The following is a 12,636-nucleotide window of genomic DNA, read 5'->3' on the forward strand; positions in this document are numbered from 1 at the left end:
GGGTGTGACGTCGAGGAAGTAGTGCTGGGATCCCGGGAACCGGCCGCCGAAGTCGATGGAGTAGGTGACGCGGAATCCCGGGGCGGGCCGCAGGATGCAGAACTTGTCGCCGTCCTGCACCCGGATCGGCTTCTCGACCCGTAGGAACTGCCGGGGGCGATCCTGCCGCCGCAACCCCGCGGAGAGGATCGCGTTGACGTAGGGCAGGGCGCTGCCGTCGAGGATCGGCACCTCGGGCCCGTCCACCTCGATCCGGGCGTTGTCCACCCCGAGTCCCGCCAACGCCGCCAGGCAGTGTTCCACCGTCGACACCTCGGCCCCGTCACGCGCCACCACGGTGGCCAGGGAGGTGTCGGTCACATAGCGGCTTTCCGCCGGGATCTCCACCTGGGGCGTGAGGTCGGTGCGCACGAACCGAAGTCCGTACCCGGGCCGCGCCGGGGCGATGCGCACCCGGGTCCGACGGCCCGAGTGCAGGGCCACCCCCTCCAGGGCAATCGTGCGATTCAGCGTGTGCTGCCAGCGATGATCCATCGCGAACGCTCTCCTTCATGGAATCCAACCGAACCGGGCGCACGCGCCCGTCACGGGCACCCTGGGGCAGCAAGGACCATGCCAAACAGGGTCAAGAACCTTCAAAACAGAAAAAATCCCTGTGTGCACAAGGCGTTGAGAGCCGCTGCGTTCCCCCAAAGGGATCCCATGGAGTGGCGAATCGGCCACGGCCCGGGCCGAAGGCCGTGGAAAATCGGCAACAGGCACCGGCCCGACGGGTGGCGGCGAACCCAAAACCGGCCCCCGCCCTGCCGCCGGGTAAACCCCGCACCCCCCCGGCGCGTCTCAAGGGCCAGAACGCGCCGCGGCGATCCAACCCATGAACCAACCCACAAAAGGAGGGACCACCATGCGAACACTCGTTCTCGCCACGATGTTGGCCCTCGGTGCGGCCACCGCCGCGCCGGCGTGGCAGCGCCCCACCCCGGCAGAGGTGAGGGCCTTCCGGGCCGACCGCAACGCCGATGTCGTGTCGTTCCGGCGCGACCGCGCCCAGGACCGGCGCCGGTTCCGGGAGGAGATGCGAGAAAACCGAGGGTCGTGGCGCCACGCCGACACCCCGGTCGAACGCCGGGCGGTTCGACACGAGACTCGCGAGGACATCCGAGACTTTCGACGGGAGCGGAGACAGGATCGGGTGGAGTTTCGCAAGGAACGAAGGGAGGACCTGGGGGACCTGTGGGACCTCGAATAGGGGCCCACTTTCGGCTATCCTCAGCCGACGCACGAAACGCAACGCGTAGACACAAGGAGGAGACACCATGAAAGCAAGAGCATTCTTCGCCCGGCTGGCCCTTGGCCTTGCGGCCGCTTTGGCGCTCGCGGCCTGCGGGGGCGGCGGGTCCGGCTCGGCCTCCACCGGCCAGGGAGAGCTCCTCGTGGGCCTCACCGACGCCCCGGGGGACTTCCTGCGCTACGAGGTCGACGTGATCCAACTGGAGCTCACCCGGGCCAACGGCACCGAGGTCACGACGGTCCCGCTTGAGACCCGGATCGATTTCGCCCAACTCACGGATCTCACCGAGTTCGTCACCGCCGCCACGGTTCCCAACGGGGCCTACGTGGCTGCGAAGCTGACCCTCGATTATTCGAACGCCCTGATCGAGGTGGAAGGCGACGCGGGAGAACCGCTGCAGGCCGTGGCCGTCGGGGAGGACGGAGATCCCCTGGCCGAGATCACGGTGGACCTGGTCCTGGACGGAGCGAAGCGTCTCGTCGTGGCCCCGGGGCTGCCCGCGCTGCTCACCATCGACTTCGAACTTGCGGAAACCCACGAGGTGGATCTCACCGCCGACCCGCCCACGGTCCTCGTGCAGCCGACCCTCGTGGCGGACGTGGAGCCCGACTCCGACAAAATCCACCGCGTCCGGGGGTTCCTGGGGGCTGTGGACGAGACCGAGGGCACCTTTGGGATTCTCCGCCCCCCCTACCGCAACCCCAACCGGCCGCCCCGGTCCGTGCGGGTGGCGACCGACGGCAAGACCGCCTTCCACGTGAACGGGGAGGACGCAACGGGCGCCGAGGGGCTGGCCCTGCTCGCACGGGCCGCCCAGGATTCCGCCGTGCCCGTGCTCGCCCTCGGGCAGGTGAACCCGTCCACCCGAACGTTTGAGGCCACCGAGGTGTACGCCGGCACGAGCGTGCCCGGCGGGGACAGGGACGGGCTTGTGGGCGTGGTGGTGGGGCGGGACGGCGAGGGCCTCACGGTGCGGGGCGGTACCCTCGACCGGTCGCTCGGCGCCCTCTACCTGAACCAGGACGTCACCGTAACCTGGAACGACGAGACCACCGTGACCCGGGAACTCGACCCCAACGGCGCCTACACCGTGGACGATGTGTCGGTGGGCCAGAGGGTCGCGGTGCTCGGCACGTACTCGGAGGACGAGGGCACCCCGGTCTTCCAGGCAACCCACATCCGGATGCTCGTGACCCGGATCGCGGGGGATGTGGTGGGGAAGGACGAAGGCGAACTACGGCTTAACCTCGAGCACATCGAGGGCCGAAGCCCGGATCGGTTCGATTTCTCGGGCACCGGGGCGACCGAGGGCGACGACGCCGATCCGAACGACTACCAGGTGAACACCGGGGGTCTTGCGCTGCCCGACCTGGAGGTGGGCGCTCCCGTGCGGGTGTTCGGGTTCGTGAGCCCCTTTGGCGCCGCGCCCCCGGACTTCGACGCGCTCACGGTGGCCAACTACTCCAACGCCACGGCCCGGCTCCGGGTGCAATGGGACCGCACGAGCGCGACCGAACTCACGGCCGGCCCCGACGGCCTCACCCTCGACCTCACCCAGGCGGGGCGCCTCCACCACGTGTTCCGCGGCGGGATCGCGACCGAACTCGAGTCTGAACCCGCCCCCACCGTGATCCCGGAGGATCCGGACCGGGGCGTGTTCGCCGTGCACCAGCGCGGCGGGCCCACCCGGGTGTATCACGACTACGCCTCGTTCGCCGGCTACCTGACGGAGCAACTCGAGGCCGGCCGTCACGTGGCGTTCGTCTCGGGCCTCGGGTCGTTCGACGTGGAGGGCCAGGTCTTCACGGCCCGGAAGATCTTCGTGCGGCTGCGCTGACGCGCCCCCCGACACACGAGCGCCCGGCCACGGGGCCGGGCGCTCGTGCGTTCGGGCTCCCGTTCGGGCCCCCCTACCTCGCCGGGTCCACCCATTCCAGGAACTTCGCCAGCCCGGCGGTCATCCCGTAGAACAGAAGGGTCCAGAAGGCGATGTGGAGCGCCTTCTTCCAGCGGGGCCGGTTCCCCAGCACCCCCAGGTCCGGGTGGCCCCCGTCCCGTTTCGGGTCGGTCACGATGCGTCCTCCGTGGGCTTGCCGCCCCCCGTCCGCGGAATTTCCATCCAAAACCGGCTCCCCCCTTGGGGTAGGTTCTCCGCCCCCACCTGCCCCCCGTGGAGTCCCACGAGCTCCCGGCAGATGTGAAGCCCCAGCCCGTACCCCTGGCCCACGGTGCGCGCAAGCTTCCCCTGCCGGTACCGGTCGAAGAGGTGGGGAATCGCTTCCGGGTCGATCCCCGGCCCCTCGTCGTCCACCTCGAACCGCACCGTTTCCGGCCTCGCGACCACCCGGAGCCGCACCGTTTTCCCGGAGGGTGTGAACTTCACCGCGTTCTGGAGGAGGTTCCCGAGGGCCTGGCCGAGCCGGTCCGGATCCGCCGTAATCTCCACGTCCGGAACCTCGCCCTCGACCCGAAGGGTCACCCCCTTGGCCTCGGCCGCCGTCTGCTGGAATGGGAGCAGATCCTCGACGAACCGCCGCAACCCCACGGGGCGCGGCTCGAACGGCAGGCGCCCCTGCTCGAGCCTCCGTGCCGTCAGGAGGTCGTCGATGAGGCGGTTCATCGCGTCCACGGCCTGGAGGATCCGGTCCACGTACTCCTGCTGGCGCGGCGTCAGGCCGTCGTTCGCGGCCGAGCGCTTGAGGAGCTGGGCGAATCCCCCGATGGCCACCAGGGGCGTTCGCAGATCGTGGGCCACGATGCTCAGGAGCTCTTCCTTCTGCCCCCGCAGCTCCGCGAGCCGCCGGTCCCGGTCACGCAGGGCCTCCCGGATGGCCAGGATCCGCTCCCGGCTCTGCTCCATGGCCTCCCCGAGATCGGGAGCCGGCGCCTGGCCGGCTGCGAGCTTCTGTCGGGCCACGGCCGCGGAGTCGATCGCCGGGTCCTCCCCCCGGGCCTCCCGGAGCACCTCTGCCAGGAGCGCCTCGGCCTCCTCCCAGGCCACCCAGGTCCCCCACCTCCCGTTTCGCTCGATCTGCTCCCGGAGCCGGCACACCTCCTCGGCCAGCGCCTCGCGCTCGAGCTCGAGGGCCCGGATCTTCTCCCGGTCTTCCCACTCGCCCATGAGCCCCTCCGTCCTTGGTTTGGAACCGCTCGATGCTAGCAGACCCGGGCGCTTCGGGAAAGCGGGTGTTTTTCTTGCCCCGGGTGCCCCCGACGGTCACAATAGGCCGCCTTTCTCGGGAGGTGTGGCGATGGCCAAGGTTCTCATGCTCCAGGGCACCGGCTCCGACGTCGGGAAAAGCGTGCTCGTTGCCGGTTTGTGCCGACTGCTGCGGCAGGAGGGCGTGCGGGTGGCCCCTTTCAAGCCTCAGAACATGGCCCTGAACTCCTACATCACGGCCGAGGGGGGCGAGATGGGCCGGGCCCAGGTGGTCCAGGCCGAGGCGGCCGGGGTGGAGCCCCACACCGACATGAACCCGGTGCTCCTCAAGCCCACCACCGACGTGGGGGCCCAGGTGATCCTCCAGGGCAAGGTGTATGGGAACATGAAGGCCCGGGAGTACCACGCGTTCAAGCCCCGGGCCCGGGAGGTGGCCCTCGAGAGCTTCCGCCGGCTCGCCCGCCGGTTCGAGGTGATCCTCGTGGAGGGGGCCGGGAGCCCGGCCGAGATCAACCTCCGGGAGGGGGATCTCGCGAACATGGGGTTCGCCCTGGAGGTGGGGGCGCCGGTCGTGCTGGTGGGTGACATCGACAAGGGCGGGGTGTTCGCGTCCTTGGTGGGCACCCTGGAACTCCTCGCCCCGGAGGAGCGGGACCTGATCCGGGGGTTCCTCATCAACAAGTTCCGGGGCGACCCCTCGCTCCTGGAACCCGCGTTCCGGGAGATCACGGCCCGCACGGGCCGGCCGTTCCTCGGGGTCGTCCCGTACTTCCGCGACATCTTCATCCAGGAGGAGGACGGCATCCACCGGGAGGTGGTGGCCGCCCGGGGCGGGGACGGCGGCGTGCGCATCGCGGTGGTCGTGCCGAACCGGATCAGCAACTTCACCGACTTCGACCCGTTCCTGGCCGAGCCCGGGGTAAGGCTCGATTTCGTGTGGCCGGGGGAGCGGCTGGGCCGGGCCGACGCCGTGATCCTGCCGGGGTCGAAGAACACCGTGGACGACCTCCACGGCCTGTGGCGGTCGGGGCTCGCCGACGAGATCCTGGAAAACCGGAAGCGCGGCGCCTACGTGGTCGGCATCTGCGGCGGGTACCAGATGCTCGGCCGGTGGGTGCGGGACCCCCTCGGGGTGGAGAGCGCGAACCGCGAGGCGCGGGGCCTCGGCCTTCTGGACGTGGAAACCGAGATGGAGCCCGAGAAGATCACCGCCCAGTCGGAGGGCCGGCTGCGTCCCGGCGCGCTGGACTGGGCCCCCGAAGGCGACCTCCTCCAGGGGTACGAGATCCACATGGGCCGCACCCGGCTCGGCCCGGAGGCCCGACCGCTCCTGGATCTTCGCCGCCGCGGCGACGACCCCTGGCACCCGGACGGGGCCGTGAGCCCGGACGGTCGCGTCTTTGGCACCTATCTCCACGGCCTTTTCGACAACGACGGGTTCCGGAGGGCGTTTCTTTCGCTGTTCCGTGAGGGGGCCGCCGACTCGCCCTCCTTCGCTCGCCAAAAGGAGGAAGGGTACGACCGCCTGGCGGACCTGTTGCGCCGGAGCCTCGACCTCCCGGCCTTCTGGCGGATCCTGGAGGGGTCGCCGGACGTGTGATGGCCCCGCCCCCCAAGCGGGGAACGGGGCCGATCACGCCCATCGAGGCAAGCGCTCAGATCTTCTTCGGCTTGCACAGGAGATCGGCCGACTCCGCCACCCGGCCGCAGGCCTCGCACTGGTAGTCCAGGTGGGCCTTCATGGGGGCGCACACGTGCCGGGGGCTCTCCACCTTCTGGCCGCAGTACCCGCACTCCTCCTCCACGGGCTGGGGCTTGCACAGGTGCCCCTTCTCGGTGGTCACGGCGCCGCAGCTTTCGCATTTGTAGACCTTGGACATGATAGCTCCTCCGCGCGCTCGGGGTTCGGTTCGACGCAACCCACCCTATCACCGGCGCCGGTGCCGTCAAGGAGGTTCCCCGGGGCAGGGCAACGGGGTTGCCATTGTAGATATTTTTGGTTATTTATGCGAGTTCATTTCCATCCATTCCCACCGGGAGGAGAGACACCATGGCTCAAGACATCTTGGAAAAGGGCGCCATCCTGCAGCGCGACGGCGAGACCTACGCGATCGCCCCCCACATCCCCGGCGGCATCACCACCCCCGAGCAACTCCGCCGCATCGCCGACGCGGCCGAGCGGTTTGGGGCTGCGGCGCTCAAGATCACGAGCGCCCAGCGGATCGCGGTCATCGGCATCCGGCCCGAGGATCTGGACGCCGCCTGGGAGGCCGTGGGGGAACAGCCGGGCATGGCCATTGGGCTGTGCGTGCGGTCGGTCAAGGTCTGCCCCGGTACCACGTACTGCAAGCGGGGCCGCCAGGACTCGGTGGCCCTGGGGCTCGAGCTCGACCGCCGGTACCACGGCCGGGAGCTGCCCTGGAAGTTCAAGATGGGCGTGTCCGGCTGCCCCATCGACTGCGCCGAGGTGTGCATCAAGGACGTGGGGCTCATCGGAACCCCCAAGGGCTGGAAGGTGATGGCCGGCGGGAACGGCGGGCCCATGCCCCACCTCGCCCAACCGCTGGTGGACAACGTGGCGTCCGCCGACGAGGCCATGGAGATCGTGGAGCGGGTGGTCCGGTGGTTCGAGCGCCAGGGCAAGCGCGCGCGCCTCGGGAAGATCCTGGAGCAGGTGGGGTTCGAGGCGTTCCGGGACGAGGTACTGGGGGGCTGAGCGGCGATCAGCCCTGGGCCCGGGGGGTGCCCCACCCCGGCCGGACCCGCACGGTGCGCTCCCCGTGCACGAGCACCTGGCCCGGGGCGGCTCCCTTGGGCTTTCGGAGCCGGCCGGCCTCCACCACCATCACCTCGACGGCGGTTTCACCGAACCGGCGGGACCGGAGCGCCGCCAGGCCGGCGGCCTCCAGCAGCGTGCGCTCCGGGCACCGGGCGTCCCGGCCGGGTAGGCGCACGAGCACGTGGGCCCCGGCGGCGTCCCTCGCGTGGAGCCAGAGGTCCCACGGCCGCGCCTCCCGCACGAGCCGGTCGTTTTCCCGGCCGTTTCGCCCCACCCAGATCTCCCACCCGTCCGAGGAGCGGTAGCGGGCGTAGGGCCGGCCGGGCTCCGTCCGCGCCGGGCGGCCGGGCTCCGGGGTCTCGGCCCCGTCCCCCAACCGGGCGAGCTCGCCCCGGGCCTCTCCGAGCCGGCGGATCAGGATCTCCCGGGCCCGTTCGGCCTTGGCGGCCGCCCGGTAGAGGCGCTCCAGGTTCGCCGCGGGGGAGAGCGCCGGATCCAGCTCCAGCTCCACCTCGCCCCCGGTCCAGGGATCGGGGAGCACCGCCCGCTCCGCTCCGGCACGGACCCGGTTCAGGTTCGCGGCCAGGGCGTCGGCCCGGCGGCGCAGCTCGGCCGGGTCGGGCAGCTTTGCAAGATCCCCCTCGATGTTCCGGATGCGCCGCTCGATCCGCTTCCGGGCCTTCGAGGCGGAGCCTCCCGCCCGGGCGCCCGAATGATGGGGCTCCGGAGCTGCCAATCGTCGGGCGAGCCAGCTCCCTCCGGCCGCCAGGGCCGACTCCCAGCGGACCCCGGATGGCCCGGTCCGCTCCACCGCCGAAAGCCCGTCCGGGTACTCCCAGAGGGGCCCGGGCCTGCCGTAGTCCCCGAGCCACCGGGCCCAGGCCGCCGCCGCATCCCCCTCGCGGAGCCGGCGCTCCAGCTCCCGGGCGAGCGCCGGGGTGAACCCGAACAGCCGTTTTTCGATGGGAGTACCGGACTCGAGGTCCCGTAGCACCTCCTCGGCCGGGCACTCGTCCGGGAACCGCATCCCCTCGGGGACGGGCGGGGGCTCGTAGGTGCGGCCCGGGGCGATGCCCTGCCGCGTTCGCCCGGCCGGCGAACGCAATATCGCCCCGATGCGCCCGTCCTGCCCGAGGGCGAGGAGCGCGGGCGCCCGGCCGGCCGCCTCCCACACGAGCCGGCACCCGTCGTCGCCCCGGCGGAACGAAAGCCACAGCACCCGGTCGAACCGGGCCCAGCCCACGTCCTCCAGCCTACCGCCCACGGCGTGGGCCCGCAGGTAGGCGGCGACCCCCGGGGGCCGCGGGGGGGCCGGGGGCCGCGCCTCCAGAAGCCCGACCCCCGGGGGCTCCAGGAACAGGCCGAGGAGGCCCGTGCGGCCCGGTGTCCGAAGCCGGAGCACCGCCCCCCACTCGGGGGACGCCCAGGCGGCCTGCACCCAGGCACCCCGCCAATCCCGCCCGATCTCGGCCCCGATCCGGGCCACGACCCAGGGATCCATCCCGGCCTCGGTCACCACCCCGGCAGTGCGTAGCGCAGGGGCGGGGCGGCAACCTCCTCCAGGGGGGCCAGGGCGTCGGCGTCGTCCCCCAGGAGCCACCGGAGGAGCCCCCGCCGGTCGCGGCGCCGGTACTCCAGCTTGGGCTCCTCGGGCAGCCCCGCGAGCTCCCGGGCCCAGTCCACCGCGTCCCAAAACCCTCCCAACCGGTCCACCAGGCCCAGGGCCTGCGCCTGCCGGCCCGAGTAGACCCGGCCGTCCGCCAGGGCCAACACGGCCTCCCGGTCCATGTGGCGGCCTTCGGCCACGGCGTCCACGAACTGCTGAAAGAGGTCGTCGATGAGTTGCTGGAACACCGCCCGGTCCTCGTCGGTCATCTCCCGGAACGGCGATCCCGCGTCCTTGAGGGGCCCGCTTTTCACCACCCGGGTCCTGAGCCCCAGCTTGTCGAACAGGACGTGGACCTCCTGGAACTGGAGGATCACGCCGATCGAGCCGGTGGCCGTGCCGGGCAGGGCCACGATCCCGGTGGCCGGCGCCGAGACGTAGTAGCCACCCGAGGCCGCGAGCGCCCCCATGGAGACGATCACCGGCTTTTCGGCCGCCGTCCGCTTGACCTCGTCGTGGATCTCCTGGCTCGGGGCGATGCCCCCTCCCGGGCTTTCGACCCGCACCACCACGGCCTTCACGTCGTCGTCTTTGCGGAACTCCCGCAGCGCCTCCACCGCCGGCCGCGCGTCTGCGATGAACCCCTTGACCTCCACTACCCCGATCCTCTCCCCCACCGGCAGCGCGTCGCGCCCCGCCCACCACAACGCTGCCCCCGCGGCCAGGGCCACCCCCGCCACCACCGCCAGCATGATCGCGACGAACTTCAAGCATCCCCGCATGTCCCGTCTCCCCGGGCCGACCCGCACACGGGTCTCTCGCCCACGAAAAAGGCCGGGCACGAGGCCCGGCCTTTTCTGACTCCTCCGATTGCCCGCGGGGCCTCTCTGCCCCGGCCCCCGGCCCCTACTCCTCGGCGGCCTCGGGCTCGCCGTTCGCCTCGGCCTCCTTGGCCTGCTTCGCCAGGAGGATCTTCTCGCCCAACGTGGTGGCCGACTGGGCCGCCATCTCCTTGTTGAGCTGGTCCAGGGCCATCTTCTCGGCGCGGACCTGCTCGTCCTCGATGGCCTTCATCGACAGGCTGATCTTGCGCTCCTCCTGGTCGATGTTCAGGACCTCGGCCTGGATCTCCTGGCCGACCTCCAGCACGCTCTTCAGGTCGTCGACCTTCTCGCTCGACACCTCGCTCACGTGCACCAGGCCCTCGACCCCGGGCTCCAGCTCCACGAACACCCCGAAGTCGGTGATGTTCGAGACCTTGCCCGTCACGATAGAGCCCACCCGGTAGCGGGCGGTGATGCCGGCCCACGGATCCGGGGTGAGCTGCTTGATGCCCAGGCTGAACCGCTCGTTCTCCTTGTCGATGTGGAGCACCACGGCCTCCACCTCCTCGCCCACCTTGTAGAGGGTGGCGGGGTGGCCGACCCGCTTGGTCCACGAGATGTCGCTCACGTGGATGAGGCCGTCGATCCCCTCGTCCACGCCGACGAAGATCCCGAAATCGGTGATGTTGCGGATCTGGCCGCGCACCACCGCGCCCACCGGGTAGCGCTCCTCCAGGAGATCCCACGGGTTCGGCTGGCACTGCTTCATGCCGAGCGAGATCCGGCGGCGGTTCATGTCCACGTTGAGGATCATGACCTCCACCTCGTCGCCCACCTTCACCACCTCGGAGGGGTGATTGACCCGCTTGGTCCAGCTCATCTCGCTGACATGCACGAGCCCCTCGATGCCCGGCTCGAGTTCCACGAACGCGCCGTAATCGGCGAGGCTCACCACCCGGCCCTTGATCCGGGACCCGATGGGGTAGCGCTCGTCCGCGCTCTCCCAGGGATCGGGCCTGAGCTGCTTGATCCCGAGGCTCACCCGCTCCCGCTCCCGATCGAAGGAGAGGACCTTGACCTCCACCTCGTCGCCGATGTTCACGACCTCGGAGGGATGGCTCACCCGGCCCCAGCTCATGTCGGTCACGTGCAGCAGCCCGTCGATGCCGCCCAGGTCCACGAAGGCGCCGTAGTCGGTGATGTTCTTCACCACCCCCTTCATCACGGCGCCCTCCTCGAGGGTCTCGAGGGTCTTGGCCCGCAGCTTCGCCCGCTCCTCCTCCAGGAGAACCCGCCGGGAAAGCACGATGTTCCCGCGCCGACGGTTGAACTTGATGATCTTGAACTTGTAGGTCTCGCCGATGAGCTTCTCGAGCTGGCGCACCGGCCGCAGGGCCACCTGGGAGCCGGGCAGGAACGCCCGCACCCCGATATCGACGCTCAGGCCGCCCTTGATCCGGGCCACGATCTTGCCCTCGACCACCTCGCCGGCCTCGGCGGCCTTGCTGATCTCGTCCCAGATGCGGATCTTGTCGGCCTTGTCCTTGCTCAGCACCACCATGCCGTCGGCGTCCTCGAGCCGCTCCACGAGCACCTCGACCTCGTCACCGATCTGCACCTGGGCCTGGCCGTCTTCCCCGCGGAACTCGGACAGGGGCACCAGGCCCTCGGACTTGTACCCGATGTCCACCACCGCGTAGTCGTTGGTGATGTCCACCACCCGGCCCTTGGCCACGGAGCCCTCTTCGGGGCCGCCCAGGCTCTCTTCGAGCAGCCGGCCGAAGTCCTCCATCCGCTCCTCGGGATGCGCCGTCTCGTTCGTCTGGTCCACCATGTCGTTCTCGATCCTCCTACCGTTTGGATTCAAAAAGGCCCGCGAGGGCCTCTTTGTTCAGGATTTTGGTGCCCCCGCCCCAGGCACGGTCGCGCAGGGTAACACACGCGCCTTTCGTAACACAACGGGAAAAAGCGGGTTTCGCTACGCCGGTGGGCGCCCACGCGGGCGCCGCACCAGATTCACGATCCGCGCCACCACCTCCTCCACCGGGAGCCCCGTGGTGTCGATCACCACGGCATCCTCGGCCGGGCGAAGGGGCGCGTGGGCCCGGGAGCTGTCGTTTCGGTCCCGGGCCTCGATGTCCGCGAGCACCCGTTCGTACGCCACCTCCTGGCCCCGCTGGCGGAGCTCCTCGGTGCGGCGCCGGGCCCGCTCCTCGGCCGACGCCGTCAAGAACACCTTGACCCTCGCGTCCGGGAAGATCACCGTGCCGATGTCCCGCCCCTCGAGCACCGAAGGACTCCGCTCCCCCAACCGGCGCTGGTACCGGCCCATGGCCTCGCGCACCGGCTTTCGGGCCGACACCCGCGAGGCCAGGTCGCTCACCCGGTGCTCCCGGATCGCCTCGCTGACGTCCTCGCCGTCGAGGAAGATCCGGTTTTGGCCCTCCGCGTCCTCCCGGAACTCGATTCGTGTCATCCGACACAGGGCGTCGAGCCCGGCGTCGTCGTCGAGGGCCACGCCTTCGCGGTCGGCCTTCAGCCCCACCGCCCGGTACATGGCCCCGGTGTCCACATAGGTCCACCCCAGGGCCCGGGCCACGGCGCGGGCCACCGTGCTCTTGCCGGCACCCGAGGGCCCGTCGATGGCCACCACGTCGAGGAGTCGTCGGTCGTCGGTCATCGGTTTGCAGTCGTCGGTCATCGGATCTCACCTGCCGGGCGATCCGCCCGGGGAACGGCGAAACGCGCCCCACCCCCGCGGCGACAGGCCTGTGCCAGGTGCCAGAGGACAGAGGCCAGACGACAGGGGTTCTCTGACCTCCGACTTCTGAATTCTGGCTCATCCGGCAAATGATGGGGTGGGCTCGTGGATGAACAGGACTCGCAGTTTGAAGTACTCCTGGTCCCGGAAGCCATAGGCCTGGCGCTTGAGCACCTTGATCTTGTTGTTCAGCCCCTCCAAGGGGGCCGTGGTGA

13 protein-coding genes are annotated in these 12,636 nt (G+C 70.5%); 4 read left to right on the plus strand and 9 right to left on the minus strand.

Annotated elements, in window-relative coordinates:
• Positions 1 to 534 (minus strand): UDP-3-O-acyl-N-acetylglucosamine deacetylase (locus tag ACY0I8_RS12325; RefSeq protein WP_461394989.1); only part of this gene is annotated, 534 nt, incomplete at its 3' end.
• Positions 535 to 904: 370 nt separating this feature from the next.
• Here ACY0I8_RS12325 and ACY0I8_RS12330 point away from each other — a divergent pair.
• Both ACY0I8_RS12330 and ACY0I8_RS12335 read left to right on the plus strand, forming a co-directional pair.
• A complete protein-coding gene (locus ACY0I8_RS12330; protein WP_461394990.1) occupies positions 905 to 1,249 on the plus strand; it encodes a hypothetical protein in 345 nt (114 codons plus the stop codon).
• Between the two features lie 67 nt (positions 1,250 to 1,316).
• Entirely contained in the window at positions 1,317 to 3,128 is a 1,812-nt protein-coding gene (locus ACY0I8_RS12335; RefSeq protein WP_461394991.1) for a hypothetical protein, read from the plus strand.
• 73 nt (positions 3,129 to 3,201) lie between these two features.
• Here the strand turns inward: ACY0I8_RS12335 and ACY0I8_RS12340 are convergent, their stop codons facing one another.
• Both ACY0I8_RS12340 and ACY0I8_RS12345 read right to left on the minus strand, forming a co-directional pair.
• Positions 3,202 to 3,363, minus strand: coding sequence for a hypothetical protein (locus tag ACY0I8_RS12340; RefSeq protein WP_461394992.1), 162 nt, complete (start codon positions 3,361 to 3,363; stop codon positions 3,202 to 3,204).
• Positions 3,360 to 4,412, minus strand: a complete 1,053-nt coding sequence (locus tag ACY0I8_RS12345; RefSeq protein ID WP_461394993.1) for a sensor histidine kinase — start codon at positions 4,410 to 4,412, stop codon at positions 3,360 to 3,362. Before ACY0I8_RS12345 ends, ACY0I8_RS12340 begins: the two co-directional genes overlap by 4 nt.
• 130 nt (positions 4,413 to 4,542) lie before the next feature.
• Here ACY0I8_RS12345 and ACY0I8_RS12350 point away from each other — a divergent pair, with 130 nt between their 5' ends.
• Positions 4,543 to 6,051, plus strand: a complete 1,509-nt coding sequence (locus tag ACY0I8_RS12350; RefSeq protein WP_461394994.1) for a cobyric acid synthase — start codon at positions 4,543 to 4,545, stop codon at positions 6,049 to 6,051.
• Between the two features lie 55 nt (positions 6,052 to 6,106).
• Here the strand turns inward: ACY0I8_RS12350 and ACY0I8_RS12355 are convergent, their stop codons facing one another.
• Positions 6,107 to 6,331 carry a hypothetical protein gene (locus ACY0I8_RS12355; protein WP_461394995.1) on the minus strand — a complete coding sequence of 75 codons (225 nt, stop codon included), beginning with the start codon at positions 6,329 to 6,331 and terminating at the stop codon, positions 6,107 to 6,109.
• A gap of 170 nt (positions 6,332 to 6,501) precedes the next feature.
• Between ACY0I8_RS12355 and ACY0I8_RS12360 the strand changes: the two genes are divergently transcribed.
• Positions 6,502 to 7,167, plus strand: a complete 666-nt coding sequence (locus tag ACY0I8_RS12360; protein WP_461394996.1) for an NAD(P)/FAD-dependent oxidoreductase — start codon at positions 6,502 to 6,504, stop codon at positions 7,165 to 7,167.
• Between the two features lie 7 nt (positions 7,168 to 7,174).
• On the opposite strand, the gene ACY0I8_RS12365 is transcribed toward ACY0I8_RS12360, so the two are convergent.
• The 5 genes from ACY0I8_RS12365 to ACY0I8_RS12385 form a co-directional block, all read right to left on the minus strand.
• Entirely contained in the window at positions 7,175 to 8,731 is a 1,557-nt protein-coding gene (locus ACY0I8_RS12365) for an NFACT RNA binding domain-containing protein (RefSeq protein WP_461394997.1), read from the minus strand.
• Between the two features lie 11 nt (positions 8,732 to 8,742).
• Entirely contained in the window at positions 8,743 to 9,618 is an 876-nt protein-coding gene (sppA, locus tag ACY0I8_RS12370) for a signal peptide peptidase SppA (RefSeq protein WP_461394998.1), read from the minus strand.
• 124 nt (positions 9,619 to 9,742) lie between these two features.
• Entirely contained in the window at positions 9,743 to 11,494 is a 1,752-nt protein-coding gene (locus ACY0I8_RS12375) for a 30S ribosomal protein S1 (RefSeq protein ID WP_461394999.1), read from the minus strand.
• A gap of 144 nt (positions 11,495 to 11,638) precedes the next feature.
• Positions 11,639 to 12,361, minus strand: coding sequence for a (d)CMP kinase (cmk, locus tag ACY0I8_RS12380; protein WP_461395000.1), 723 nt, complete (start codon positions 12,359 to 12,361; stop codon positions 11,639 to 11,641).
• Positions 12,362 to 12,499: 138 nt separating this feature from the next.
• The coding region (locus ACY0I8_RS12385; RefSeq protein ID WP_461394759.1) for a transposase at positions 12,500 to 12,636 on the minus strand (137 nt) is incomplete at its 5' end.

Source organism: Deferrisoma sp. (assembly GCF_054681715.1).

Bases quoted from the DNA above. Each gene is read 5' to 3' on its own strand.
- ACY0I8_RS12345 (WP_461394993.1), bottom strand. From the start codon at position 4,412: ATGGGCGAGTGGGAAGACCGGGAGAAGATCCGGGCCCTCGAGCTCGAG.
- sppA (WP_461394998.1), bottom strand. From the start codon at position 9,618: ATGCGGGGATGCTTGAAGTTCGTCGCGATCATGCTGGCGGTGGTGGCG.
- cmk (WP_461395000.1), bottom strand. From the start codon at position 12,361: ATGACCGACGACTGCAAACCGATGACCGACGACCGACGACTCCTCGAC.
- ACY0I8_RS12375 (WP_461394999.1), bottom strand. From the start codon at position 11,494: ATGGTGGACCAGACGAACGAGACGGCGCATCCCGAGGAGCGGATGGAG.
- ACY0I8_RS12360 (WP_461394996.1), top strand. From the start codon at position 6,502: ATGGCTCAAGACATCTTGGAAAAGGGCGCCATCCTGCAGCGCGACGGC.
- ACY0I8_RS12355 (WP_461394995.1), bottom strand. From the start codon at position 6,331: ATGTCCAAGGTCTACAAATGCGAAAGCTGCGGCGCCGTGACCACCGAG.
- ACY0I8_RS12330 (WP_461394990.1), top strand. From the start codon at position 905: ATGCGAACACTCGTTCTCGCCACGATGTTGGCCCTCGGTGCGGCCACC.
- ACY0I8_RS12365 (WP_461394997.1), bottom strand. From the start codon at position 8,731: ATGGATCCCTGGGTCGTGGCCCGGATCGGGGCCGAGATCGGGCGGGAT.
- ACY0I8_RS12350 (WP_461394994.1), top strand. From the start codon at position 4,543: ATGGCCAAGGTTCTCATGCTCCAGGGCACCGGCTCCGACGTCGGGAAA.
- ACY0I8_RS12335 (WP_461394991.1), top strand. From the start codon at position 1,317: ATGAAAGCAAGAGCATTCTTCGCCCGGCTGGCCCTTGGCCTTGCGGCC.